Annotated in this window: 21 protein-coding genes; 7 read left to right on the forward strand and 14 right to left on the reverse strand. The window is 47.3% G+C overall.

The features are described from left to right. Positions 1-11: 11 nt before the first annotated feature. Together HP401_RS00790 and HP401_RS00795 are read right to left on the reverse strand one after the other, a co-directional pair. Entirely contained in the window at positions 12-980 is a 969-nt protein-coding gene (locus HP401_RS00790; RefSeq protein WP_173603728.1) for a sugar phosphate isomerase/epimerase family protein, read from the reverse strand. Between the two features lie 64 nt (positions 981-1,044). After that, on the reverse strand, positions 1,045-2,052 hold the full coding sequence (locus HP401_RS00795) for a LacI family DNA-binding transcriptional regulator (protein ID WP_309145106.1): 1,008 nt from the start codon (positions 2,050-2,052) through the stop codon (positions 1,045-1,047). A 180-nt stretch (positions 2,053-2,232) separates the two neighbouring features. Here HP401_RS00795 and HP401_RS00800 point away from each other — a divergent pair, with 180 nt between their 5' ends. Continuing rightward, a complete protein-coding gene (locus tag HP401_RS00800) occupies positions 2,233-3,129 on the forward strand; it encodes an NAD-dependent epimerase/dehydratase family protein (RefSeq protein WP_173603729.1) in 897 nt (298 codons plus the stop codon). A gap of 12 nt (positions 3,130-3,141) precedes the next feature. On the opposite strand, the gene HP401_RS00805 is transcribed toward HP401_RS00800, so the two are convergent. The 7 genes from HP401_RS00805 to HP401_RS00835 form a co-directional block, all read right to left on the reverse strand. Then, positions 3,142-3,630: a MarR family winged helix-turn-helix transcriptional regulator gene (locus tag HP401_RS00805; RefSeq protein ID WP_173603730.1), complete on the reverse strand. Its 489-nt coding sequence runs from the start codon at positions 3,628-3,630 to the stop codon at positions 3,142-3,144. A gap of 146 nt (positions 3,631-3,776) precedes the next feature. Continuing rightward, positions 3,777-5,114, reverse strand: a complete 1,338-nt coding sequence (locus HP401_RS00810; RefSeq protein ID WP_173603731.1) for a serine hydroxymethyltransferase — start codon at positions 5,112-5,114, stop codon at positions 3,777-3,779. An 11-nt stretch (positions 5,115-5,125) separates the two neighbouring features. After that, positions 5,126-5,788, reverse strand: a complete 663-nt coding sequence (locus tag HP401_RS00815) for a GntR family transcriptional regulator (protein ID WP_173603732.1) — start codon at positions 5,786-5,788, stop codon at positions 5,126-5,128. Between the two features lie 128 nt (positions 5,789-5,916). Then, on the reverse strand, positions 5,917-6,513 hold the full coding sequence (locus HP401_RS00820) for a TetR/AcrR family transcriptional regulator (RefSeq protein ID WP_173603733.1): 597 nt from the start codon (positions 6,511-6,513) through the stop codon (positions 5,917-5,919). A 7-nt stretch (positions 6,514-6,520) separates the two neighbouring features. After that, entirely contained in the window at positions 6,521-7,270 is a 750-nt protein-coding gene (locus HP401_RS00825) for an alpha/beta fold hydrolase (protein ID WP_173603734.1), read from the reverse strand. Positions 7,271-7,426: 156 nt separating this feature from the next. Further along, the gene (locus HP401_RS00830; protein WP_173603735.1) at positions 7,427-8,359 is read right to left on the reverse strand and encodes a response regulator; all 933 of its coding nucleotides are present in this window, start codon (positions 8,357-8,359) and stop codon (positions 7,427-7,429) included. A gap of 4 nt (positions 8,360-8,363) precedes the next feature. Further along, positions 8,364-9,623: an ATP-binding protein gene (locus HP401_RS00835; protein ID WP_173603801.1), complete on the reverse strand. Its 1,260-nt coding sequence runs from the start codon at positions 9,621-9,623 to the stop codon at positions 8,364-8,366. Between the two features lie 264 nt (positions 9,624-9,887). On the opposite strand from HP401_RS00835, the gene HP401_RS00840 reads away from it, so the two are divergent. Both HP401_RS00840 and HP401_RS00845 read left to right on the forward strand, forming a co-directional pair. Further along, on the forward strand, positions 9,888-10,865 hold the full coding sequence (locus HP401_RS00840; protein ID WP_015891036.1) for a glutaminase: 978 nt from the start codon (positions 9,888-9,890) through the stop codon (positions 10,863-10,865). 43 nt (positions 10,866-10,908) lie between these two features. Further along, positions 10,909-12,321 carry an alanine/glycine:cation symporter family protein gene (locus tag HP401_RS00845; RefSeq protein ID WP_015891035.1) on the forward strand — a complete coding sequence of 471 codons (1,413 nt, stop codon included), beginning with the start codon at positions 10,909-10,911 and terminating at the stop codon, positions 12,319-12,321. Between the two features lie 54 nt (positions 12,322-12,375). On the opposite strand, the gene HP401_RS00850 is transcribed toward HP401_RS00845, so the two are convergent. The 3 genes from HP401_RS00850 to HP401_RS00860 form a co-directional block, all read right to left on the reverse strand. Continuing rightward, complete coding sequence (locus HP401_RS00850) at positions 12,376-14,961, reverse strand: metallophosphoesterase (RefSeq protein WP_173603736.1); 2,586 nt, start codon at positions 14,959-14,961, stop codon at positions 12,376-12,378. A 2-nt stretch (positions 14,962-14,963) separates the two neighbouring features. Then, positions 14,964-16,229, reverse strand: coding sequence for a class I SAM-dependent methyltransferase (locus tag HP401_RS00855; RefSeq protein WP_173603737.1), 1,266 nt, complete (start codon positions 16,227-16,229; stop codon positions 14,964-14,966). A gap of 150 nt (positions 16,230-16,379) precedes the next feature. Continuing rightward, positions 16,380-19,400, reverse strand: coding sequence for an Ig-like domain-containing protein (locus tag HP401_RS00860; protein WP_173603738.1), 3,021 nt, complete (start codon positions 19,398-19,400; stop codon positions 16,380-16,382). A 138-nt stretch (positions 19,401-19,538) separates the two neighbouring features. Between HP401_RS00860 and HP401_RS00865 the strand changes: the two genes are divergently transcribed. Then, positions 19,539-20,243, forward strand: a complete 705-nt coding sequence (locus HP401_RS00865; protein ID WP_173603739.1) for a TioE family transcriptional regulator — start codon at positions 19,539-19,541, stop codon at positions 20,241-20,243. Here HP401_RS00865 and HP401_RS00870 read toward each other — a convergent pair whose 3' ends face one another. Further along, positions 20,244-21,029, reverse strand: coding sequence for an enoyl-CoA hydratase/isomerase family protein (locus HP401_RS00870; RefSeq protein WP_173603740.1), 786 nt, complete (start codon positions 21,027-21,029; stop codon positions 20,244-20,246). Between the two features lie 182 nt (positions 21,030-21,211). Continuing rightward, a complete protein-coding gene (gnd, locus tag HP401_RS00875; protein WP_173603741.1) occupies positions 21,212-22,108 on the reverse strand; it encodes a phosphogluconate dehydrogenase (NAD(+)-dependent, decarboxylating) in 897 nt (298 codons plus the stop codon). A gap of 171 nt (positions 22,109-22,279) precedes the next feature. On the opposite strand from gnd, the gene HP401_RS00880 reads away from it, so the two are divergent. The 3 genes from HP401_RS00880 to HP401_RS00890 all read left to right on the forward strand — a co-directional run bounded on the left by HP401_RS00880 (position 22,280) and on the right by HP401_RS00890 (position 26,237). Further along, the gene (locus HP401_RS00880; RefSeq protein WP_173603742.1) at positions 22,280-23,146 is read left to right on the forward strand and encodes a MurR/RpiR family transcriptional regulator; all 867 of its coding nucleotides are present in this window, start codon (positions 22,280-22,282) and stop codon (positions 23,144-23,146) included. A gap of 195 nt (positions 23,147-23,341) precedes the next feature. Next, a complete protein-coding gene (gene gntK, locus HP401_RS00885) occupies positions 23,342-24,883 on the forward strand; it encodes a gluconokinase (protein WP_173603743.1) in 1,542 nt (513 codons plus the stop codon). Positions 24,884-24,908: 25 nt separating this feature from the next. After that, positions 24,909-26,237 carry a GntP family permease gene (locus HP401_RS00890; RefSeq protein ID WP_173603744.1) on the forward strand — a complete coding sequence of 443 codons (1,329 nt, stop codon included), beginning with the start codon at positions 24,909-24,911 and terminating at the stop codon, positions 26,235-26,237. The last annotated feature ends 2 nt before the right edge of the window (positions 26,238-26,239 follow it).

Raw genomic sequence — 26,239 nt, forward strand, 5'->3', positions numbered from 1 at the left:
TTTCTCCCCTCCTACACCCACCATAAATTTTGGACTGGTTCTCGCAAAATGACTTGCTGCAGATTTTGAACAGCGCGCTGCAATCCTTCCTCAATCGACATGATGGCGTCTTCGTGCTCGATGCTCACCACGTAATCGTATCCATTCATGCGCAGTGCACTCATCATATCCGCCCACGTCTGCTGCGAATGCCCATAGCCTACGGTTCGGAAATACCACGCACGTTCATGTAGATTGGCGTAGGAATTCATATCCGTCAGCCCGTACATGTTCACTTTTTCCTGGTCAATAAACGTGTCTTTGGCATGGAAATGATAGATGGCTTTTTCTTTGCCCAAGATTTTGATCGCAGCTACCGGATCAATCCCTTGCCACCACATGTGACTTGGATCGAAGTTTGCCCCAATCCCTTCCCCTACCTGTTCCCGTAGCTTTAGCAATGTCCCTGGTGTGTGGACGAGAAAGCCGCCATGCAGTTCCAGCGCAACCTTGACCTGATGCTCAGTCGCATAAGCGGTCCATTCGCGCCAGTACGGGATGAGCTTCTCGTTCCATTGCCAATGGAGCACGTCGCGATACTCATTAGGCCAAGGAGCAACAGGCCAGCTCGGGTACTTCGCTCCTTCGTGGTCGCCTGCCGTGCCAGAAAAGCAATTGACCACTGGCACCTCCAGCAGCTCGGCTAGCTGTACCGTTTTCACAAACGTATCGTGGGATTGCTGCGCGAAGCTTTTCTCTGGTGTCAACGGGTTGCCGTGACAACTCAGCGCGCTGATTATCAAGCCCCGATCCTCAACTGCCTTTTTGTACGCTCGTCTTTTTTCCGGACTTTCCAACAGCTCATCCAGATTGCAGTGCGCATTGCCCGGATAGCAGCCTGTGCCGATTTCCACCGCCTCTAAACCTGCTGCCTTCACATGATCCAGCATTTCTTCGAACGACTTCTCGCTAAAAAGAACGGTAAATACGCCAAGCTTCATATCTCTTCACCCCTTTTGAATGCGTAAACTCGTTTGCTTCTTCTATATGGTCAGTCTTGTTGCCTCACTCCAGTAAAGCGCTTACGGTTTGGCGAATCACGAGATGGTGTGGCACGGTGCTCCTTCTCTCTACAGGTTCATTGCGGATTTGTCTGAGTAGCTGCTCTGCTGCGGCTTTTCCGTACATGAACGGGTCATTGTGCACGGTTGTGAGCATGGGGCGGGAAAGGGAGGCGAGCTCCAAATTGTCGAAGCCCATGACGGAGATGTCTTCTGGTACACGAATGCCATGGTCGTACAAGTAATTGAGGACGCCAACCGCCATCAGGTCTGTTGCGACAAAAACAGCTGTCGGACGGATTTTCTCCTCACAAATACGGCGCATGGCTTCGTAACCGCTCTTGGCTGTGAATTCCCCTTCCACAACGAATCCTTCATGGATGGGCAAGTCATGTGCCCGCATGGCTTTTCGGTAACCGCCCATGCGATCCAGACCGCACGGCGGGTCCCACAGTGGACCAGATATACAAGCAATCTTGGTATGGCCTTGCGAGATGAGATAGGCCGTAGCATCATAGGCGGCTTGCACATTGTTGACATTGACAGTCGGAATCTGATAGCCGGGCAAATCGTGTCCGGTAACAACAAGAGGAACCTGAATCTCTTGCAATGTCTGGATATTACCCTCCAGGAAATGAATACTCGCGATAATGACACCATCGATTTGTTTTTCTTTGAAAAGGCGCAAGTACTTCAGCTCTTTGTCCACCACTTCATCGGATATCGCCAAAAACATGCTGTAGTCGTACTCGCTAATGACGCTGTCAATTCCGTAAATGAGATTGGAGTAAAAATTATTGGAGATATCGGGAATCATTACCCCGATGATGCGGGTTTCCTTGCTGACCAAGCTCCTAGCAATCGCATTCGGCTGAAAGCCCGTCTCTTGCACGATTTTCAAAACTCTTTCCCGCAGCTCTGGACGGACTGGCTTGGAATTGTTTAGCACGCGCGAAACAGTCGCGATGGAAACGTTGGCGAGTTGTGCGATGTCTTTAATGGTTACAGTAATGGTTCTTCACTCACTTTCTATGTAACGGGTAAACGTTTTCCTAATGTGAAAATAACACCCAACTATCGTTTTGTCAATATTCAGTTAATTATAAATGCCATTGACATCGTGAAGGTGTTGTTAAATAATTTATCATATCATTTAGTTACTAAATTAATTATGTATAAAGGAGGTTTTGTCATGAATGTTTTCCTTACAGGAATATCAGGTTATATCGGGTCCGTAGTCGCCGAGCATTTTCAGTCCCAAGGGTATCAGGTTGCTGGACTTGTGCGATCGGATGAGAAAGCGGAGCTGTTGCTCTCACAAGGGTTCACCCCTATTGTTGGCGATCTTGCGGATACCACCTTGTTAACAGAAAGTGTTAAAAAATTCGATGGGGTCATCCATACGGCGATCTCGCATACACCTGATATGGAAAAACTCGATGTAGCGGCGGTTAGGGCAATGCTCGATGGTTTGGAAGGCACAGGGAAGCCATTCATTTATACGAGTGGAACGCTGATCTATAACGATACGTACGACAATGTCGTGGATGAGAACTCCCCTCTCAACCCTTTGCCATTTCTCCAATGGAAAGCGAACCAGGAGCAGGAAGTGTTAGGAGCAGCCAAGCGCAATATTCGTACGATCGTCATACGTCCTGCACTTGTGTACGGTCGTGGCGGTGGACTCGTCCAAGCAACCATTCAAAGAACGAAGCTCTCTCAATCAGCCAACTACATCGATGATGGGCAAACGGCATGGTCTACAATCGATGTTGATGATTTGGCAAGGCTTTACGAATGCGCTTTTTTACGAGCACAGCCAGGCTCATTATTCAATGCAACTTCCAAGGAAATGATCACGACGAAAGAGCTCATGACTTCGATTGCCAAAATAGCAGGGATAGAAAAAGTCGGATCCTGGAGCTATGAGGACGCGGCCAACGCATTAGGACCAGCCGCTTGGGGGGCGAGCATCAATCAGAGGATATCTGGATTACGCGCGGAGCAACAGCTGCAATGGAGTCCCTCTGCGAATTCACTCCGCAAAGAGCTGGAGCAAGGTTCTTATCAAAACAACAAAACACCATAGTCCATCATCGAACTATGGTTGTAATTCATCGCTATGCTGATAGGTATGCAGGAATCTGATTGATTTCGTTAAAATCCGTATGAGTGCCTGTGCATCATCCGTACCAAGATGCTCATGCAGCTGCCGAAAACGAGTAAACAGCTCTTGCTCTCTCGCTGCCACAAAATCAAAGCCCTCTTTCGTTGGGGCTACGAGAATGGAGCGTCGATCCTTAGGTCCCACGGTGCGGGTAATAAGCCCAAGCTGTTCGAGTGATTGAATGACATGCGTCACGGCTGCTGACGTTATTTTCAACTGCTTGCCTAGCTCGGAAACTCTGATGCCGTTCGTTCCTGGTGGACTTACGTAGGTCAAGTGAACAAGCAAATTCAATTCGCTCTGACGGAGGTCTTTCGAAGGACTGAAAACATGTCCGATCCGCTTTAACTGACCAAATACGAGAGCCAGCTCTTTCGTTGTCTGATCAATAGTAACATCCGAGTTTGTATGGTCTGTACTCATCTGTTTAGACTCCCATTCTTTGATGGTATCAATCGATTATTTACGAAATGAAATGAGATTGTCAAGAATGAGTGTCCACTTCGCACTCGAAAAAGCACCGTATGCCAAGTTCTGAACTCCGGCATACGGTGTTATTCCTACCTACTCTATTCTGGGAAGCAGTACTGCATCTTGCTAAAAGATCTGCGCAATTCGATCACCTTCGACTGGACAACCTCGGGCTTTTCATTGCCTGATAACACGCTGGCAATCAGGTCTGCAATCGTATCCATCTCTTTTTCCTTCATGCCAAACCGAGTGACTTCTGTCGTCCCGATACGCAAGCCGCTTGGAAAGTCCCAATCCTCTGGTCCGTCGCCTGGAATCAAATTTTTGTTCGTGATGATGTTCGCTTCTGCCAATCGCTTGCCTGCCTCGTACCCACCGCCAAACTCTTTTACGTCCAGAATGACTTGGTGTGTGCGTGTATATCCTTTGTGCGCGCAAAGCACCCGAATTCCCCGTTCATCGAATGCTTTCCCCAGTGCTTGTGCATTCGTCACAATTTGCGCCATGTATTCCTTCCCAAACGCCAAAAACTCTGCCGCCGCTGCTGCCAATGCCGCTACCCGGTTGACTTGATGTGTCGCGGCAAGTGCTGGGAAGATGGCATTTGTTAGCGGTACCGAAAGTTCCGGGTCATTCCAGACGATGATACCGCTTTGTGGGCCACTAAACGTTTTCCCAGCAGAGCCAGTCATCACACATGCCCCTTCTCGCAACGGGTCCTGAAATTGACCGCCACCGATCAAACCCAGTTGATGTGCGCCATCAAAATAAATGCGACCGCCCCATTCTTTCACGATCTCTGCCATTTCCTTCAGCGGGAATGGAAATAAAGTCATCGATGCGCCTAGGGTAACGAGCTTTGGCCTTACTTTCCTTGCGACTTTCGCGAATTCATCCAGATCAACGGTAAGCTCAACGGGGTCCATTGGCACATCGACAATTTGCAAACCGCGAATGCCAGCAGGCCCGTCCACTCGATTGCTGGAATGCCCTCCAAACGGTTGCGCGATCGTCATAATCGTATCGCCCGGTTGCGTTAATGCCGCGTAGACCGTCATGTTCCCGATCATGCTCGCTACCAATCGATGGTCAGCAAAATTGGCATGGAATACTTTTTTTAAAAGCTCCACACATAACGCTTCGATCTCATCGATATATTTCGTGCCAGCGAACCATCTCTGCGTGCTTCCGATATGTCCTTCCGCAGCGCGAGTCCCAACCTCAGAAGCGAGCAATTGACGTACGATAGGCGTGGTAGGTGCTTCTGGTGCGAGCAAATTCAAACATTCCTCGCCTCGCCATATCGCATTGCGGTTGACAGCATTCACGATCTCTTGCTGAATCAGACGGTGGGACGGACTCTCTTCGATAATGGATCGTGCCCATTGCAGAACACGCGAATCATGTACTTCCCCCTTCATTTCAACCGTACTCATGCCATTACCCCCTATTCATCTTTGGAATGGTCCGTAAGCAATCTGCCGAGGTTGATCCAGTTTTCTTCCATCAAAGAAGAGGCAAGCTGACTGTTGTTGTCCCGAATCGCTTCGATGATTCTGCGATGCTGTTCTACTGATTCCACCCCTTCTAAGGAACCAAACCGAGCAAATTCCAAACGCCGAATTTTCGGTACAACTCGCTCAAGTGCCAGGTAGATTTCACGATTCCCCGCAGCCTCGAGGATCACGTCGTGAAAGCCGTCATCTGCTTCAATCGCTTTGATCACATCTTGCTGTTCAAGTGCGATCCCGAGCTTTTCATTCCACATCTCCAGACTACGGATGACCTCTGATTCAAATGGCATCGCCAGTCGTGCTGCCAACCCGTGCAAGGCCGCAACAACAGGAAAAGCGTGCTTCGCCTCCTTTTCTAGTAAGGGTGTTACCCGTGTGTGAGAGCCAGGGACGGATTCAATAAGACCTTCGTCCTCCAACCGTTTGAGTGCTTCTCTCACAGGTGTTCGACTCACGCCAAACAAAGCCGCCAGTTCGTTGTCGTTGACTCGTTGTCCTGGCTTTAGCTCCAGCATGATGATCGCTTTCTTCAAGCCTTGGTATACTTGTTCGCGTAATGTGGGGCGTTCGATTTGTTTGATTAGGTTCGTGTCCATAAAACCAATATATTGGTTTTATCATTATCTGTCAATTTTAAATATTTAGATACATGAAGGTAGCGGAGGCTACCCCACCAGTAACATTTACAAATGGGATAGCCTCTTCACTATTGAACGTAACTCTATCATTCTGCCGGAGGGCAACAATACTCCCGTATCAGCTGCTCCTTCATCTCTTCAACCGGAAACCCTTCCGAATAAGTCGTCATCATCAACATTGCTCCTTGGAGCGCCGATGAAAAATAGAGCGATCTCAATCTGGGCTGCTTTACGCCTAACTGTTTGAAAATCTGGCACTGGACTTCAAACTGCCTGAGTGACTCCTCATTTAATTGCTCTCTGTAAGAAGCAAGTACGCGATCATCTTCGGGCTGCGTCTGCAAATTCAAGTAAAAACGATAGACATCCGGTCGCTGGTAGACGTTATCAAGCGCACCGTCGATAATATGGCGCAGCTGTTCGTGCGGCGTTGTAAGCTGAGTCGCAGCCGCCATCACTTCTTTTACTTCCTCGATCCGTACTTGGACCATCGCGGCGAGGAGCTCTTCTTTTCCTTTGTAATAATTGTAAAGCAGTCCCTTTGATATCTGGGCCTGTTTGGCTACATCGTCGATTGAGGTCGCGTGGTAGCCTTTTTTTATGAAGAGCGTCATCGCGGCTGCATGGATTTTGTCTTTTGCAGCTTGGCGAATGCGCTCATTTTCAGCTGGGGTACGGGGCACGGTTCAGTCAGTCCTCCAAAAATTCAGTGATAGCGCAAGCGATTTCTTCTGGATGCGTCAGCGTTGGCTTATGATCGGCACCGGTAATCTCGATAAACCTTCTCTCTGGTAAAACTTCTTTAAAATATTCAGCCATCCGTTTCGCATTCAGGGCATCTTCCATACCGATTATCAAGCATGTTTGATTCGCTAATTCTTTGAGCCGCTCGATCGCAGGCGGCTGCGGCCATACGGACTCCCACGTCGCCCACTCTAACATTTTTGCTAGATTATGCTTCGCCATCTCAACTAAGAAGTCCTTCTGTGGACTTGCCATTACGACGCGATACGGGCAGGCCGATAAGGAAAGCTCTACCATACGGTCAACATCCGGTGCTTCTTGGATTTTCTGCATCCATTCCGTGAACAGCTGACTCGGTGTATACCCTGTCAAACTTGGAGCAATCAGCACGAGCTTGCTCACTCTTTGCGGATAAGCCAGCGCAAAATCGGTTGCAATTCGTCCGCCAATCGAGTGGCCTACGAGCGTGGCTTCATCCAGCTGGAAGTGATCCATGACGGAAAGCAAATCATCGACGTAGTTCGCTGTCTCTGTTGGAGACGGAGATTTCCCGCATCCGCGTCCGTCGAAAGCGATGACCTGATAATGCTTCGCCAGAATCGGCGCGACAAATGCCCAATCTCGTAAATCAGCACCGCCACTGTGCAATAGAACGACTGGTTTTCCTTCCCCTGAAACCTCATAGTACAAATCCATCGGTGATCCCTCCGTGAAATGTAGATTTGGTATATGATCCCAGTTTATTATTGAATGAACGTTTAGTCAATAAAAAAACAAATGCATTCCCCCTACAAAAGAAAAAGTCCTAATCGTCATGATCAGGACTTCTCTCTACAAGTCAACACAAAACAACTACGCCTCCGACTGAATGCGCTTCGCCTCTGCATACAGCACTTGAATAAACTTTTTCATATTGATCCGAATATCTGAACTAGGCGATGCAGCATTGCTCTTTAACTCCGCCATCTTCTTCCACACATACGTAAAATCAAAAAACTGCGAAGCGTAATTCTCGAACTTCCAATTCGAGAGGTCCGCAAGCCCAAGAGACGCCAAATGATTCAGTGACTGATAAATCGCTCGGCGGACTCTCTGCTCAGAAGCTTTGACAACCTTGGCGACTTGTTGATCGTCTACAGCGACTCCGAGCCTGTCCTGTGCTACCGCCACAAAGATTTCTTTTAGGGCAGGAAATCCATTTTTAAACGTATGCGTCTGTTCGTATCCATGCAAGAAGTCCAAAATATCTAGCAAATCATTGCTACCATTGTCTCCCGCGATGCCCAACTCAGTTAAGAGAAATTGACCCGCCTCGCGAAGTGGTTTGCCTTGTGACGGACGATTTTGTCCGGAAGGCGGCTGGTCCACTTGCATGACGGCATTCAGCGATTTGTGAATGTCCCGTATTGAACGCTCGAGGCGAATTTTCTCGATCACTTTTTGAAGGATCGTTACGACTTCGATTTTGTTTACAGGCTTGATAATGTAGTATTCACTTCCCAGGGCGTAAGCTTGGGCAATCAAATCTTTCGTTTCTGCCTGAGAGATCATGACAATCTTTCCTGAGAATGTCGGCTTCACTTGGCGTATCGTCTCAATTCCATCCCGGTTGGGCATGAACAAATCGATCAGCAAAATATCTACATTGCGCGCGGTTAACGTATGACCGTCTACCATCGAGCCGTCAGATGCTTCCCCCACGACTTCGCCCAGATTCTCGTCTTCTATAATTTCCGTCAGCATGAGGCGAACGGCATCGTCGTCATCTACTAAATAAAACAGCATCTTCTCACTCTTTCTTCGTTATCGGATCAATTGGTAATCGCATGAGAAATGTTGTCCCCTTCCCATTCACTCCATCCTGTAGGGAGATTTCCCCTTGCCATTGTTCCACCAATTGTTGTACATAAGACAGTCCGATCCCTGTAGAGGGGTTGCCGGTTCGATCGTATTTCGTCGTAAAGCCTGGCTTGAACAGCAAGCCCTTTCTCCGTGGAGGTACTCCCGGTCCGTCATCGTTGATTTTGATTTCCACAAGATCGCCTATCCGATCAATTTCAATGGAAATGGCTCCTGTTTGCTGGATGGCTTCCACTGCATTTGCCACCAAATTATTGATCAGGGAAAGCATCATAAATACATGGTAGAGCGGGTGTGTCCCCGTTATGGAAGCTGTGATTTGTATGTCCTTCTCCAACAAAGTTGCATACTTCATATTGCTTCGTCTGATAATGTCCACGAGCTGATGGATGTCCATGTAATCCGTGATGCTTTCATCTGATATCAGCTTGTGCAGCCCTGCAAAAATGCGTTGATTATCCTTTTTAATCTCGTGAACCTCGCCTGCGACAACCAATGCTTTCTTGGCAAAGCTTTCTACATTCGTGGCCACCTGTTCCTTATGAAGCTCCTGCAAGCCTTGGTACAACTCGAAAGACTTCATACTAATACTCTCTGCATTTTGCAGTGTTTTTTTCAGATGAATGGATTCCTCATATAAGGTAGAGATCAGCATCAGGATGTGTTCGTTCTGTTTTCTTGTCTGTTGCTCTCGCGACTGTGCCTCGTACAGCTTCATCATGTTGAGAAAACTAATCACGATAAAGCTGTGGGACAGAGCGATGACGAGCATTTCTTGCACCGCTCCCCATGTGAGGACGTTATTCAGCAGTACATGTTGCGAGAGAAACTCAATGAGGTCCGCCAATACCTCAATGACCATTCCCATTAATCCAACCAATATCGTCCTGTTGTGAATATGGCGTACTCCTGTTACATAAAACAGAACACAATAAGCGAAATAAAAGAAAAAGCTAGAATAATGCGCTTGGAGAGAATCCTCCCATGCTGAATGATTCCCGGCGATGAGGTCAATCACAATCCGGAAGCATACGACCGTAATCCCCGTCAAAAAGCCGGCGAAAACAGATGGAATTCGTTGAAACAGTAATAAAAAGAAGAAAAAGGTAGGAGCTCCAAAGCTAATTCGAAATGTCTCATTGACGGGATAAAATTTCAACTCCCCTGCCAATGGCACCGTAATAAGCATGAGGACCAATATATACCAATCCCGTTTTACTTGTGTCTGAACACGCACGCCTTTCACTTCCCACGTTGTTTCTTGATGCCCCTATCTATTTTTACCGAGGATCGCATGTAGGACAAGTAAAAAAAAATCTGAAACTCTCATGAATCAATCTGTGAGTTTTTGTTTTATTTTGTAGGGTGGTTGTAAAGTGATCATTATATGTATTTTCGTGAAGCATGGAAGCGCTTTCTCTTTCACTTCGCGTAAGAGCAATGTATTCGATTTTTGGGGGGACAGGCGTTGATTCAGCAGGTTTTACTCGTGGATGAATTAGAACAATGGGTGGAACAATATCGTTCCAAGGCATCTGAAGGAAGATGTGCCAGTTATATCCCTGCTTTGTACAGAACAGATCCGAATCAGTTAGGTATTTGTATCATCGAGCCTACTGGAAAAATGCACACCGCGGGTGACTGGGAAGCTCCTTTTACGATGCAAAGTATTTCCAAAGTAATCAGCTTTATTGCTGTTTGCTGCTACCATGGCATCCCTTACGTGTTGGATCGAGTAGATGTAGAACCGACTGGTGATGCATTCAACTCCATTATCCGACTGGAAATGAACAAGCCAGGTAAGCCTTTTAATCCGATGATCAATGCGGGAGCGATTACGACATCTTCACTCCTCCCTGGTCAAACACCGGATCATAAGTTGCGTTACTTGAATGCATTTTTCAGTAAAATCACAGGTGTGACGCCAATGGTGAACGAGGAAGTGTTTCTTTCCGAATGGGAAAACTCTCACAGAAACAGGGCACTCGCGCATTATTTAAAGGATACGGGCTATCTGGCCTGCGAAGTAGAAGAGGCTTTGGAGGTTTATCTAACGCAATGCTCAATTGAAGTAACCACCGAGCAAATCGCCTTGATCGGTCTCCTGTTGGCACTCGACGGCTTCCATCCGCTGCGCAACGAACAAGTTCTCCCGAAAGATGTCGTCCGTTTAGCCAAAGCACTGATGCTCACTTGCGGCATGTACGATGCATCGGGCAAATTCGCCGCGAATGTTGGCTTGCCAGCAAAAAGTGGCGTCTCAGGCGGAATCATGACGTTGGTTCCTCCTAACCGCAAACAACATTCACCGTTTCAAGATGGCTGTGGAATCGGTATTTTTGGACCTTCTATTGACGGTTGCGGAAACAGTGTGGCGGGCGTTTCTTTATTAAAACATATTGCTCAGGAATGGGATGTAACGATTTTTTAGAGAATACTAAGGAAACATTCATAACAAAATCCGAGGTGACACGATGCAACAATTTCTACTCGACGTAACAGCTTCCATAAACGATTTTTTGTGGTCCTATATTATCATTGTCATGCTAATCGCGTTAGGCTTGTTCTTTACCTTCCGGGGCAAATTTTTGCAAGTACGCATGTTGCCGGAAATGATCCGTTCCATTAAAGAAGGAAGAGCGAAAGACGATGGTGGCATCTCCCCTTTTCAAGCTTTCGCTATTAGTATGGCCGCACGTGTCGGCACAGGGAACATTACGGGAATTGCCATTGCCATTGCATTAGGTGGTCCTGGCGCCGTCTTCTGGATGTGGGTCATTGCCATTATCGGTTCTGCATCCAGCTTTGTTGAGAGTACGCTCGCTCAGATTTATAAAATCAAGGATAAGAACGGTTTTCGTGGCGGTCCGGCTTATTACATGGAAAAAGGGCTGAACAAACGTTGGATGGGCGCCCTCTTTGCTGTCCTCATCACTCTTTCGTTTGGTCTCGTATTTAATGCCGTGCAATCCAACACGATCACGATTGCTTTTGAAAATTCGTTTGGGACAGATCGTTTGATAATAGGTATCCTCATGACGCTCGCATTCGCAGCTATCATTTTCGGTGGTGTAAAACGCATTGCGAAAATGTCTGAGTACATCGTCATTGTATTGGCTGTATTGTACATCGGGATGGCACTCTTCATTGTGATCATGAACATCTCCGAGATGCCTGCAATGATCGCGTTGATTGTGAAAAACGCGTTTGGCTTCGAACAAATCGCAGGCGGTTCTCTCGGTGCAGCGCTCATGCATGGTATCAAGCGAGGATTGTTCTCGAACGAAGCTGGTATGGGTAGTGCGCCGAATGCTGCGGCAACGGCAACGACAAGCCATCCAGTGAAGCAAGGTCTGATTCAAGCATTCGGTGTTCTATTCGATACCCTCGTGATCTGTACAAGCACAGCTTTCATCATTTTGCTGTCCGGCGCGTACACACAACAAGGACTGAGTGGCATTGAGCTGTCCCAAGCAGCACTGAGCATTCATATCGGTTCTTGGGCTTCTGGCTTCCTTGCCATTATGGTATTCCTGTTCGCCTTCAGTACATTGATCGGTAACTACTATTACGGCGAGACTAACATCGAGTTTTTAAAGACAAGCAAAGCATGGCTGATGCTATATCGGTTAAGTGTACTCGCCATGGTGCTGTTCGGATCAGTAGCAAAGGTACAGCTCGTATGGGATTTGGCCGATTTGTTCATGGGCTTAATGGTCATTGTCAACCTGATTGCGATCGCCATGTTGTCAAAAGTCGCCTATGCTGCGCTACATGATTATTTGGAACAGAAAAAAGCAGGAAAAAATCCTGTGTTCTACAAGGACAGTATTGAAGGCGTCGATAATATTGAAGCCTGGGATGCTGCTCCATCCTCCAACAAATAATTCTGCAAACCAAAAACGAGAAGCTTGCTCAGACAGCAGCTTCTCGTTTTTCATTTACAATCGCGGATCGATCTCTTTTTCCTTCGCCACTTCAAAGAGCATCGTTGCGACTACTTTTTGATACTCCGTATTTTCTGGAGAAATGTCGTCAAATGTAAAACCGAGCATCCGCTCACCCAGCTTGTGCTCCTGCATCGAAGTCTTGAGCTTTTGCGAAATGTTTTTCTGATTGAAAAGCTTGCGGTACTTGTGTGGGAATCGGTAGTCGTAGCCATAAATAATCGACAAGTACTCCGGATTGCGTACCTTCATGGCAGGAGCGACCTTCTGATTGTTGAACTCTGGCTTGATCACGATGCCTTCCATTTTGTTTTCCAGTGTAATCGTGGAAAAATAACGAGCTGCTTCTTCATACGCATTCGGCTCGGACAAATCGATCGTGAGGAAATGATCTTCATTGACGAAACGATACATATCGGATGTTTTCCAGTCGGGCAATTGCTCGTCCCCATTCAAATAGACGGTCTTTAGAATCGTAAAAGGCTTGTAGGCTAGCTCCCCTTCTCCTGCATAGAGCTCCAACTGTTTTTGGTAAATGTGATAGGCCTCCAAATGCTTATCTACAGGAATGTAGCTCTCTTTGATTTCTCGCACATACTTATAGTTTTGATACAAGCTCGAACCGAATTTTTCCGTGAGTGCACTCTTGGATAGGTGGAACTGGTCTTTTTCGAATCCGCTCTCGTCATAGTTGTGAATGAGTTGGTGCAGCGCCTCTTCAAAGCCATTTTCCTGCAAAAATGTAAATTCACTCCGCAACGCGGATTCGATCGGTTTGAACTGCTTTTCGATCAAGCCCTTCCCTATTGCACTCCACGGCAACAATTCGCCATCCAGGATGAGCATCGCGATTTCATTTTGCTCCATGTATGCGCGGAACCTTGCATGCAGCTTGTCATAAATCGGTGTCAAATCAACCTGATTGATGGCATAACCGTTTCTGCTGATTGAAAAGCATTTGTCGCGATCAAGATGGAGATAGAGATTGCATCGCGAGCCCATGTATTTCGGCTGCAACACGACTTGATGAACGCCTCGATTCGCGAAATAATCCAGGCCCGCCTTCAACGACTCCAATTCCTGCGTCGCCGTATCCTTATCCGCGGGAGGCATCGTTCCAGAAATAAAATTGACCTTATTTTGCGAGCAGTAACGGAGGCGACGGAGTTCCTCCTCTTCCAAGTCTCCCATGGATACTTGTTTTTCTGCATGGAACAAGATCGGTAGCTCCTCAGTCATCACCCGATGCTCAGACTGAAACGATTTGAAAAACGGCTTGTGTGCGATCACGACTGACGTTAAAGCATTTCCGTGTACACATCCGGTATCGAGATGGAGCTTGTTTTTCAGGCGAAACGTTTTTTGTGCCGCGATATGCCCAAAAATATGGTACGGATGGTTACTGACCGCTTCAACTGTCAAAAAAGCAAGCTGCTCTTCCAATGATGATGTTCGGTCTATCCGATAATTGCGTTGGCGCCGCATCGAATTCGCATCAAGCTTTCCGATATACTTCCTTTTGCAGGGTGCATGTGTGACATAATAGGACGGCCCAGTTAATGCGTTCGATCGATAAAACGGCTGAGCCAGCGTATACAGGTGATTGAACTTCTCTGTTAATTCGGCGTCTTTTTCCAAAGCGTGTGTGGAATCAAAATACGTATCCAGTAGCTGTGGGTCTACCCCTTTTAGTTCTTTTCGTAGGTACTTGTAGACAAAATTTTCGTGGTTCCCGAGAACGAACAAGAAATGCTCTTGATTTGTGTATAGAAACTCGATGATCTCCCTCGTTTGCGCTCCTTTGTCGATCCAGTCCCCTGCTACGATGATTTTGGTATGCTGCACCTTGTCCGTCGAGATGAGACGATTGTCCTCGAGCTTGAATCCGTAGGTTTGCAGGAGACCTTTTAGTTCGTGGACGCATTCGTGAATGTCTCCGATGATGATGTATGTTTGATCTTTAGGAAGGATCGTAGCCAGATAGGCATCCTTATTTTCGATCACGACCTCATAACGAGGATTTGCCACCTCATCTGCCAGTGTGTAAAAATCTTTGTGCCGTATCCGGTGAATGCTGTGGTACCCTTCTTTGGATAATGCCCGGAGCACCTCTTGCTTCAACCGGAGAATATGGTTGGTAATCAGTTTTTTCGACCGTTCGGATGCATAGTAATCTTCTCGATTGCGATAATCAAAGAGAATCACTTCCAATCGGTAATTGTTCTCTGCTGCAATGTCGCGGACTTTCGAGCGGAAGTCTTCTGCTAGCCCTGTTGTATCGACTACCACGAATTCGGCGTTGATCGGAAATGCGGTCACCAAGCGCAGCTTTTCAAACAGAAGCTGAAACGCCTGCTCGCTGGCCTCCAGCATCACCTGATCATACTTGTCGTAATCATAGCCTAGCAGTTCCTGGCGAATGCTGTCTGAGGAAATGTATTGGACATTTGCTTTTACGTTTTTTTGTTCATCTTCAAACGAAAGCCTTGGCATGAGTACTTCCTTGGCAAAAGTCGTTTTCCCACATTCAGTGGGACCAACGAGCATAAAAATCGTGTGAACCTGTGTCTGTAACAGCATCGTTACGCCCCCTTTCTCTGGACAATGACGCCTTGTGTGGTGTGAATGTCGTTCACGCCGTCACCAATGGACACAAATTGCCCCTGCACCCCTGCTTCTTCCATGATCTCGGTCATCCATGCCTGGAACTCTTCTTGTCCCATCTCCCATTTATGATCGTCGTGGCGATAGCCTTCCAGCTCATAGAACTGATTAAAGTCTGAATTGGGTGTTGTAATGATAAGCTGGTCAAAATCCAATCGACTGCAAATTTGCTGGATGAGCGATCTCGCTTCCTCTTTGCTCATATGCTCAATGACCTCAGTCAAAATGACATCTACCTGCTCACCGTTGTAATCCTGTAAAAACTGATCGAGGGAGGGGAACAAAATGAGATTCGAGATTTCTTTTTCCTCGGCCCTGCGTCTGACTAATTCCAGCGATTGTTCATCGATATCGATGGCATAGTAATACTGCGGCAGCTTTGTAGCAAACGGAATCGCATAAAAGCCTTCTCCGCAACCGATATCTACAATGGATTTGGTAAAAGGAAGCTTACTCGCGATGTAGTTTCTTCTCTGCAAACCGGTGCTGCCATACTCCAATTGAATGGGGTAGCGGCTCGTCTTCTCAATCTCGGTCTTGTACTTGCGATAACGCTCTCTGGTTGTCAGGAAGTTGCGTGCGAACAGGCTACGTATGTAAAAAGGTGCGTCGATGACATGGATGCTTTTGATGTATTTATCCAGGATGTTATCGGATATATCGATGTACTCTTTTCCAAACATACTCAAGAATAGACAGAGCACACTTACGACGTGGAGAAGCTGATGCAGACTCGTTCTCGTTGTGATAGTCAGAGCGTAGCTTTTATCGGCGTGATGCTTGAGTTCAAAGGTGAAGTCCTTCAGGTGCTTCTCAAAAAAAGTCAGATACAGCAAGCGTTCGATGTGAATCATGTTGATGAAAAAAACATGCTCATACCCTTCTGCATTTTGCTCGTTGTGTTGCTTCATCGCTGCAGAAAAAAATTCATTGATCGCATTTAACGGGAACAAGGGTGTATTGTAGCGGGAGACATTCAAATATTCAAAATGCTCCTGTTCGGATTGTTTGTAGGAAACCTCATTTTCTGCATCTTTAAAGTAAACGTTGTATGTATCCGTATTGGAAAACCATCCGTAAGCGATGCCTTTTCGAATGGATCGTAAACTCATTCCGGAATTCGGATTTTTCTTGATCATGTACGAAAAATCCGGGTTCTCTGATCGTAGCTGAACAATGGCCATACGTTGTCTCCCCTCTGGAAATGAAGAATGAATATCTACTGACAATATTCGCCTTTCCATCCGATGCTGAACAAGGTAAAAGTATTACGACCTTCCAAAAAGTGAGAGCCAGTTATCCCCCTCATAGGTATAACTGGCTCTGTTCACCCCTTATTTTCGAACGACAACCTTGATCTGAATGTTTTTCCCTTGATACCTGGTCGTGACAATCGTATTCCCCTCAGCCATGGCGGTGATGTTCCCCTTATCATCTACCGTTGCTATTTCTGGGTCTTCGGATGTCCACTCGGCATCTGAGGTGACTTCTTCTTTAAAACCCTTTCCATACACAGCATGTACGGTGATAGACTTGCTTTCTTCCGGCTCTAGATAAAACGAGCCGCGATTTGATTCTAACCAATCAGGTACTTTTTCTTCCATGACCAAGATATTCAACCTTACCTCTTTGTTTGCGTATTTCCCTGTAAGGACAGCCGTTCCAGGCTTTTTGGCAAGCAGTACACCGTCCTTCGTTACGTCTGCAACCTGAGGATTCCTTGAAGACCATTGGACGAATTTCGTTACCTCATCGTTTTGTTTGTTGCTCAAGAGAGCGGTCACTTCCAGTTCCCTTTCTTCATCGACCTCTAAGACAGCCTTTTGAATATTCGCTGTAAGTGAACGGATATACAGGTTGGAAATCGTGACGGGAATCTCCAGCTCTTTTCCCCGATAACGAACGGTAATCACAGATTCTCCCTCTGTTTTCCCCGCTTTTATGCGTCCAGATTTGACTTCAACCAAATCGTTGTCACTGTCGTATGTTGTTTCTTTATCCTCCGTAATATCTGTACGTTTGCCATCTTGGACAGCATACACCTTGATGCGAACGCTGGAGTACGGTCTTAACCAGTATTTCTTATCGATGATTTCCAATCGGAAGGAATCGTCTGCTTCTTCTTTTACCGTCACTTCCGTTATCGCCTCTTTGTTTCCATCTACAGACGTTACGGTAATAGTGGTCTTTCCTTCTCTTTTCGCGGTTATGTGCCCCATATCATCCACTTCGGCTACCTTAGGGTCACTGCTCTTCCATTTCACTTCCTGATTCGTTGCATAGGATGGGGTGATCGTCGCCTTTAGCGTGACTTCTTTTCCCACTTCGAGAATCAGCTTTTCCTCGTCCAGATTGATATCCGTGACTGGAAAATAAGTAGGCGGTGGTGGTGTAACTGGTCGTTCAACAACATGAACGGTACGTATGACCTGAATTGCTCTGTTTCCAGCCGGATCGATGGCATCGTACTGAAGGGTATAGGTGCCCACTCGATTCGAATCGACATTTCCGGAGACATCGGCTGACAAGCCAGGGACCAAGTCGTTCACCGTAGCCCCGGGGTCTTGAAAGGCTGTTCCCCTGTATATTCTCATGGCCGTATCGCCTTTTAACGTAATCACTGGATTTGTTTTGTCGATGCGAGCCTCAGTCATTTCTTCCTCGCTGCTGTTATTGGCTGCATCGGTTTGCTTTGCCCGAATGGTTGTGATACCTTCATCGGTTATTGTGAAGGGGGTTGTATACGGTACCCATCCACCCGCATTCAGCTTATACTCGACTTTTGCACCACCTTCTCCGGTCAGCTTCACATCTACGTCTTGGTTGGTCCATTTGTCATGGCTCACCGTAATAACTGGCTTGTTTGGAGCATCGCCATCTACTGTGAAGGTATAGGTTATGCTATCTGTACTATTGTTCCCTGCACCGTCAGTGGCACGAGCCTTGATTTGATGCGTGCCATTTGCAAGTGTAACAATCGTACTCCAACCTCCATTGTCATTTACTGTCACAGTACCTGCAGCCTTATTATCGACGATGACTGTTACCGTACTCTTTGGCTCAGCCGATCCACTTATCGTAATCTGGTTGGTCTTGTGGATGAAAGGTAACGGATTCAGGCCGGGAATAGCAGGTGGATTCGCATCAACAAGGATCGCGGATGTATCCCCGATTCCTTGCAAAACGAGCGCCAGTGCATTGCCTGCTGTATCTTGAATCGTACCTCCATTCAGTAAAATCTGATTGTAATGAATAGCGATACCGTTTTTGTCTTCGTCTCCATTGTGCAAGACATAACGGAAAATCAATTCGGATGTGCCAGAGCCTGAGAAATACTGTGCCTCTTTAACATCTGAACCAATCATGAGTTGGATCACGGGTGTTCCAGTTCCCGTGTTTACCGTTACAGGTCCATTTGTCTTCACCACAAAGTCCAGGCTCTGTTGATTTCCGTACAACCCGGCGCTAGGAACCCCAACACCTGTAATTTGTAGAGAAGCAGTATTTACGAGGAGTCCCACTGTGTTCCCTATATTCGATAACATCAAACTGGATGGGTTGCCCGCAAAATCTTGAATGGTACCCCCATCTAGCACAATCACAGGCTGAAGGTTGATCCCATCCATATCCCTGTCACCTGGTTGCACAACATATGTAAAGACCAGTGTGTCGCTTCCTGAACCCGATTCGTACATGGCTTGCTTGGATTGCGCTCCAACAATCAAATCAAGATGGACCTTATTCATGAGGCTTACATTCACAGACTCACTGTATTTCAGTTTAAAAGATAGCTTATCTCCAATTCCGTATATTCCAGGCGGAGGCACCTCCACAGTTAGGAGAGTTGGGATTCTGGAGTCAACATTGATCCCTGTTCCCGAAACCGTTTCGAATGTAATCGGAACAGCATTGTTCGACGAATCAGTTATGGAACCACCGTTTAATTCAAGAGATGCTCCGATTGAAATTCCATCGTAATCCTCCAGATCATCAGCAATCGTATACGCAAAAAACAACTTGCTGCTGCCTGAACCACTTACATAATGGGCACTCACAGGAGTCGAGCCGATCAGCAATGGCAAAGTTGGAGTCCCAGAGACTGTTACATTCTCTGGGTACGCTACCGCAAAAGTAAGAACCTCACCTTCTCTGTACATCTTACTTTGCGGTAATTCTAGCAGAATGGGTGATACACTCGCAGCGACAGTCGCATTTTGTATCGATGGCATCGTAAGAGCACTAGCAGATAGGGTAAAGCCCATAAACATGATGAATAATATTGCCACGCTGCTATACAGCAGCCTGAATGATCCAGAAATTATGAATCTCCAGATTTTTCCTGACTCAACCTTCACAAACCTTCCTCCTTTTGTCTTCTCATCGGATGATTTCATTAAGAAATATTACCTATTTTATCATAGGATTATTTGCTTCAAAATGCTGTTCTTGGTATAGTGAAATCCGCGATAACAAACCAGCGGGAGGTGCGTCAGATGCCTTATTACAAGCCGATTGAGATCGCTCGGGAGCTACATATTAGCACGAGTGCTTTGCGCCATTATGAAGCATGGGGAGTCGTTCCTGCTCCTGATCGTGCAGACAATGGTTATCGACTGTATACAGAGATTCATCTTGCCTATTTTCGTTGCCTGCGCGCCATGTTCCCCGGCTTCGGAGTCGCAATCACCTGTGAAGTCCTTCGATCGATTCAAAAAGCGAATATGGATGCTGCCTTTTGGCTCGTGAATAAAGAACAGGCCAGTCTCCAACAAGAGAAGGTCGCCGCAGACCAAACACTCGAACTTTTGGAAAATCTCGACGTCTCCTTGCCTTTAAACAAAAAGTGGCGAAACCGCATGACGATTGGTGAAGTCGCTGCTTACACAGGAGTCACCACGTCTGCGATTCGCCACTGGGAAAAAGAAGGCTTGCTCGTACTGCCACGAGATCCTGAGAATGGCTACCGCCTATTCACTCCCATGGATATACGGAAGATTTTGCTTATCCGCACATTGCGCAATACGGTGTATTTTTTAACGAACATGAAAGAAATTGTACAAGCCGTCGAAAATCAAAGTATAGAGCAGGCGAAAAAAGTGACGGCAGATGCGATCAAAAGCATTCATGATCGCAATCGCCATCAGATGTTCGGGGTTAGGCGGTTGGTTGAATTATGTGAAGTACTGGAGCTCGTGTGATTATCTTCCTGTAAAACGCGGTGGTGTCTTGTCTAAGAATGCTTTGGTTCCTTCCCGAAAGTCTTCGGTGGATGCCACGAGTCCGAAGTAATCTGCGCCAAGAAGTGCGGACTCCTCTACTGTCAGGTTGCTTCCTCGATGAATCGCGTCCCACGTTAGTTTCACTGCCAGCGGAGACTGAGACAAAATTTCTTGGAGAACCTCCTGTGTTTCAGCCAGTAGCCGCTCACGCGAAACGACCCGATTTACCAGTCCTATGCGGTGTGCTTCATCCGCATTTATTGCGGCTCCTGTAAGAAGCAACTCCGCGGCACGACCTTTTCCTATTAGCCTGGGGAGTCTAGTTGTTCCACCAAAGCCCGCTACTGCACCAATTCGCACCTCTGGATGTCCCATTTTGGCATGTTGAACCGCAATACGCAGCGTGCACGATTCAGCGATTTCAAGGCCCCCGCCTAACGCATAGCCGTTAATCGCAGCAACGACTACTTTTCCCAACGATTCGATTTGACTAGTCACCGAAACGGCCAACTGAGCAAAATCCCTTACTTCCATCGGAGTCGCCTGATGCAGGTACGAGATGTCGGCTCCGGCAGAAAATGCTTTTTCTCCCGCTCCTGTAAGGATAACCGCTTTCACACTGGTATCGTTTTTGATCCGGCCCAAGATGGTCGAGAGCTGATTAAGCACATCTCGGTTCAATGCATTCAATGCCTCAGGTCTGTTTAGCGTTAGAGTCACGATTCCTTTCTCATTTTTGTATAAAACAACCTCTTCAACGCTCATCTTTCCATCCTCCCATCGTTTTAGAAGCTACAGAATAATCAAGCATTTTTCGACCTGACAAACTTCTGGGTGATACACGCATACTTTGCTATCTAAATGAAAACTCCTTCTTCTTCCATATACAAAAAAAGGATGACCCCGGAGCTTCAACCACCGAAGCACCATTACGGTCATCCCCTTTCTTATTTCTTTTCTACAGCATGTCCGCCAAATTCATTGCGCAAGGCTGCGACCACTTTTCCGTGGAATGTATCCTCGTCCAACGAACGGTAACGCATCAGCAAGGACATCGCAATCACGGGTGTAGCTGCCTGTAAATCCAGCGCAGTTTCCAGCGTCCATTTTCCTTCCCCGGAAGAATGCATGACCCCACGGATTTCATCAAGCTTGGCGTCTTTTCGAAAAGCTCGCTCTGTCAAGTCCATCAGCCAGCCTCGAATGACGGAACCATTTGCCCATACGCGTGCGACCTCGGCAAAATCGAAGTTATACTGGCTTTTCGCAAGTACCTCAAAACCTTCCCCAATCGCCTGCATCATACCGTATTCGATTCCGTTATGAATCATTTTCAAGAAGTGGCCGCTGCCCGCTTCCCCAGCATACAAATATCCGTTTTCAACGTTAATGTCGCGAATCATTGGCTCGATATGAGTGAATGCTTCCCGATCTCCACCAATCATCATGCATGCTCCGTGGCGCGCTCCCTCCATCCCTCCGCTCGTTCCTGCATCCATGAAGTGAATACCTTTTTCTTTCAAGCGTGCATAGCGATCTAGCGATTGCTTGTAATGGGAGTTGCCACCGTCAATGACGATATCTCCTGCAGATAGCAAGGTAGAGAGGTGATCGACTAATTGATCCACAATCTCCCCTGCTGGTACCATCATCCATACTACGCGAGGTGTCGGTAGCTTTGCCACAGCGTCCTCCACCGAAAATGCTGGTATCGCTCCTTCATGACTCAACTCTTCTGCACGTGTAGAATCTACATCATAGGCTACGACCTCATGCTGATGCGAGAGCAAATTAAGCGTGAGATTGTGCCCCATTTTTCCTAATCCGAGGATCGCAAGTTTCATATCGTGTACGTCACTCCTTTTTGGATCATATCCGTTACCACGTATTATAAGACAAAAATTTTCATCTTTCATCAAAAATGAAGAAAATTTTTTCGAACCTATGAAAAAGAGTCTGATTTTCCTTATACTATCAGTACAGATTCACAATGGAACGTTAGGAGGTACCTATTGATGAACGCTTCCACCCCGCATGCTCCTCGTGTGCTCACGCAATTACGCGCCATCTATACACAATTAAGCGGGAAAGAACAACAAATCGCCGACTATATTTTGGAGCATGCCAGTGAAATTATTCACTTCTCGATCACGGAGCTAGCCGATCAATGCCAGTGTGCAGATGCTACCGTATTTCGTCTGTGTCGCAGGCTTGGATTTCGTGGCTACCAAGCATTCAAAATCGCCTTGGCGAGTGAAGTCACGAATCCGAAGCAAACGATTCACCAAGAAATCAATCTCGACGACGATGACGTCAGTGCGATTGCTGAAAAAATTTTCACAGCAAATATCGAGACGATTCGGGATACGCAGCAAATTATCAATAAAGATGAGCTAATGAAAATCGTGTCCTGTTTGGAAAACGCAAGCCGCATCGAGTTTTATGGCTCGGGAGGCTCAGCCGTCATCGCCCAGGATGCGTACCACAAATTTATGCGGACAGGCATCCCTTGTCTCTATCATTCTGATGCACACTATCAAGTGATGTCTGCCTCTCTGCTTAACGAGGGTGCTGTCGTCGTAGGCATCTCCCACTCTGGGTCCAATAAAGATATACTGGCAGCCCTTCAGGTTGCCAAGGAAGCCGGAGCAAAAACAATCGGCATCACGAGCTATGGAAAATCTCCTCTTGTGCGCCTGGCAGACATGTGCTTGTACACGACTTCACGCGAAACGGTATTTCGTACAGAAGCTCTGTCGTCTAGGCTTGCTCAGCTCAGCTTAATTGATCTGCTCTATGTAGCCGTATCCTTACGGCGCCAGGAGGATACGATCGCCAATATCCAGCACATTCGCGAAGCTATTTCACTCAAACGCCTGTAAATCAGGCGTTTTTTCTTTTGCTTGCCCACTCTTGCAACTTAGAGAAGAAAAATGCAAATCATACAAGCATCATGTGAAGTGTTCAATTATGAAATAATTTTTTTCTTTATTCTTAACAAATGAAAAAAATTTCGATATAATCGCGTTATCTCCATGACAACACGTTGAAAGCGCATTCAATTAGGGGTGACTTCTATGACGCAAACCTACTTTATCGGGCTTGATATCGGTACGACCAGTACCAAAGCAATTGTTTTCACTCCTTCCGGTGCCATCCGCGGTACGGGTAATATCGATTATCAGCTACTCGTTCCCCAGCCGTCTTGGGCTGAGCAAGAGCCAGAGACGATTTTTGCTGCTGTTATTCAGGCATTAAAGCAAGCACTGGAGCTTGCAGGCATTGCTAAAAGCGAGATCGGTGGTATTGGGTTCTCTACTGCCATGCACAGTCTGATCGCTGTTGACCCGAGTGGCAATCCCCTGACGAACAGCATTATCTGGGCTGATAATCGAAGCGTGGCACAGGCAGATCGACTAAAAGCCGACGGTGTCGGTCATCAGATTTACTTAGCGACGGGCACGCCCATCCATCCCATGTCTCCACTGCCCAAAATCATGTGGCTACGAGAGAACTTGCCAGATATGTTTCGGCGGGCAGCCAAGTTTATTTCGATCAAGGAGTATGTCATTTATCGGCTGTTTGGTGAGTACATCGTCGATTACTCCATTGCTTCTGCTACGGGGCTGTTTAATCTGAGAAAGCTCGACTGGGATGAGGAGGCGCTGCGAGTCGCAGGCATTTCCAAGCAACATCTCAGTGAGCCTGTGCCGACTACTCATATCCTGCGAGGAATGAAGATTCGTTATGCGGAAGAGATTGGGATCGATCCAGATACCCCCTTTGTCGTCGGTGCCAGCGATGGGGTTTTGGCAAACCTTGGCATCGGGGCCATTGACCCCGGACAAGTAGCCATCACGATTGGCACGAGTGGCGCAGTAAGAACGGTTGTTCCAGAGCCGATCACGGATCCAAAAGGACGGACGTTCTGCTACGTGCTGACGGAAAACCATTGGGTGATAGGTGGACCCTCGAACAACGGTGGGATCATGCTTCGCTGGTTCCGTGACGAATTCAGTTGGCCTGAAGTGGAAAAAGCCAAACAGCTCTGCGTTGATCCCTACGATGTCATGATCCAAGCTGCTGAGCATGTTCGAGCTGGTGCAGACGGGTTGCTCTTTCTCCCCTTTTTGTCGGGCGAACGAGCTCCGTACTGGAACGCACAAGCAAGAGGCTCCTTCTTCGGTATCGGCCTGCATCATAAGCGCGAGCATTTTATCCGAGCTGTTCTCGAAGGAATCTTGTTTAGCGTCTACAGCATTGGTATCGCCCTGCGCGATCTGGCAGGTGGAGCCAAGGAAATCCGAGCATCGGGTGGATTCGCCCGCTCACGGGAATGGCGGCAGATAATGTCCGATATGTTCGGGTATGAAGTGCTGATTCCGGAGAGTCATGAAAGCTCGAGCTTTGGTGCCGCTCTTCTGGCGATGCATGCATTGGGTGCGATGGATCATTTGCAAGATGTGAAAAAAATGATTCACATTTCGCATCGCCATGATCCTGATTTGGAACGATCTAGTGTCTATTTGGAGCTTTTCTATATATACGAGCGTGTTTATTACAACCTGCTAGAAGAATACAAGCTAATAGCCGAATTCCAAAAGCGGTTGAACAACTAGAGACAACAACTAGGGAGGTTTCATCATGCCACTCGTCATTACACTGCTGTCCATCGTCTTCCTGCTCGTTCTCATTACCCGCTTTAAACTGAACCCGTTTATCGCACTGTTATTGGCCGCAGGTTTTGTGGGAATCGCATCCGGCATGCCGCTTGTAAAGGTTGTGGACTCCATCAAGGATGGGATGGGTGGCACTCTCGGTTTTATCGCGATCGTGCTAGCCTTGGGAACTATGCTTGGCAAAATGATGGCCGAATCTGGCGGTGCCGAGCGCATTGCCCGTACGCTCATCAACCGCTTCGGTGAGAAAAACGTACACTGGGCCATGATGTTCGTGGCGTTTATCGTAGGGGTTCCGGTATTTTTTCAGGTTGGTTTTGTACTCTTGATTCCGCTCGTGTTTACGATTGCCAGACAAACAGGGGTCTCCCTTGTCAAAATCGGAATTCCGCTCGTAGCCGGCCTTTCCATCGTTCACGGGATTGTGCCGCCTCACCCTGCTGCTATGGCCGCTGTCGATCTGTTCCAAGCAGATGTCGGTAAAACGATTCTGCTCTCCCTCATTGTCGCACTGCCTTCCGCGATCATTGCAGGACCGATCTACGGTAGCTGGATTAGCAAAAGAGTCAAGGCCAGCATCTCTCCAGAGCTCGCTTCCCAGTTGGCGGAGCCAAAATCCGAGCGTGATTTGCCTAGCTTTGGGATCACCGTCTTCACCGTCTTGCTCCCTGTGCTGTTGATGTTGTCTGCAACGGTTGCGGATGTGACTCTGCCAAAAGAACATACGATTCGCCAATGGGCAGATTTTATCGGAAGTCCGATTACGTCTCTGTTGATTGCCGTGATTGTTTCCTTCTGGACACTCGGGTTCAACCGTGGTTTTACCAAAGACGATATTCTCAAATTCACAAATGATTGCTTGGCTCCAACCGCGACAATCTTGCTCGTCATCGGCGCAGGTGGCGCATTTAACAAAGTTCTACTGAACAGCGGTGTGGGTGACTATATTGCCGAGCTTGCTACGGCATCTGCGATCTCCCCTATTTTCCTGGGCTGGCTGATCGCGGCCCTGATCCGTGTGGCAACTGGCTCTGCGACCGTCTCCATGATGACGGCAGCCGGTATCGTAGGTCCTATCGCGCTGCAAATCCCTGGAACAAGCCCAGAGCTTTTGGTACTGGCAACAGGTTCTGGCTCCCTGATCCTGTCTCACGTAAATGATTCCGGCTTCTGGCTGATCAAGGAATACTTCAATCTGTCTGTGCAAGATACACTGAAAACGTGGACAGTGATGGAGACTATTCTTTCTGTTGTGGCAATTATTTTGATCATGGGATTGTCCTATATCGTGTAACA

It is taken from the genome of Brevibacillus sp. HB2.2 (assembly GCF_013284275.1).
GTDB lineage: Bacteria > Bacillota > Bacilli > Brevibacillales > Brevibacillaceae > Brevibacillus > Brevibacillus brevis_D.

Excerpts from the sequence above, each read along its gene's own strand:
- HP401_RS00790 (WP_173603728.1), bottom strand. The coding sequence starts at position 980 with ATGAAGCTTGGCGTATTTACCGTTCTTTTTAGCGAGAAGTCGTTCGAA.
- HP401_RS00800 (WP_173603729.1), top strand. The coding sequence starts at position 2,233 with ATGAATGTTTTCCTTACAGGAATATCAGGTTATATCGGGTCCGTAGTC.
- HP401_RS00805 (WP_173603730.1), bottom strand. The coding sequence starts at position 3,630 with ATGAGTACAGACCATACAAACTCGGATGTTACTATTGATCAGACAACG.
- HP401_RS00810 (WP_173603731.1), bottom strand. The coding sequence starts at position 5,114 with ATGAGTACGGTTGAAATGAAGGGGGAAGTACATGATTCGCGTGTTCTG.
- HP401_RS00815 (WP_173603732.1), bottom strand. The coding sequence starts at position 5,788 with ATGGACACGAACCTAATCAAACAAATCGAACGCCCCACATTACGCGAA.
- HP401_RS00825 (WP_173603734.1), bottom strand. The coding sequence starts at position 7,270 with ATGGATTTGTACTATGAGGTTTCAGGGGAAGGAAAACCAGTCGTTCTA.
- HP401_RS00830 (WP_173603735.1), bottom strand. The coding sequence starts at position 8,359 with ATGCTGTTTTATTTAGTAGATGACGACGATGCCGTTCGCCTCATGCTG.
- HP401_RS00835 (WP_173603801.1), bottom strand. The coding sequence starts at position 9,623 with ATGCTTATTACGGTGCCATTGGCAGGGGAGTTGAAATTTTATCCCGTC.
- HP401_RS00845 (WP_015891035.1), top strand. The coding sequence starts at position 10,909 with ATGCAACAATTTCTACTCGACGTAACAGCTTCCATAAACGATTTTTTG.
- HP401_RS00850 (WP_173603736.1), bottom strand. The coding sequence starts at position 14,961 with ATGCTGTTACAGACACAGGTTCACACGATTTTTATGCTCGTTGGTCCC.
- HP401_RS00855 (WP_173603737.1), bottom strand. The coding sequence starts at position 16,229 with ATGGCCATTGTTCAGCTACGATCAGAGAACCCGGATTTTTCGTACATG.
- HP401_RS00865 (WP_173603739.1), top strand. The coding sequence starts at position 19,539 with ATGCCTTATTACAAGCCGATTGAGATCGCTCGGGAGCTACATATTAGC.
- HP401_RS00870 (WP_173603740.1), bottom strand. The coding sequence starts at position 21,029 with ATGAGCGTTGAAGAGGTTGTTTTATACAAAAATGAGAAAGGAATCGTG.
- gnd (WP_173603741.1), bottom strand. The coding sequence starts at position 22,108 with ATGAAACTTGCGATCCTCGGATTAGGAAAAATGGGGCACAATCTCACG.
- HP401_RS00880 (WP_173603742.1), top strand. The coding sequence starts at position 22,280 with ATGAACGCTTCCACCCCGCATGCTCCTCGTGTGCTCACGCAATTACGC.
- gntK (WP_173603743.1), top strand. The coding sequence starts at position 23,342 with ATGACGCAAACCTACTTTATCGGGCTTGATATCGGTACGACCAGTACC.
- HP401_RS00890 (WP_173603744.1), top strand. The coding sequence starts at position 24,909 with ATGCCACTCGTCATTACACTGCTGTCCATCGTCTTCCTGCTCGTTCTC.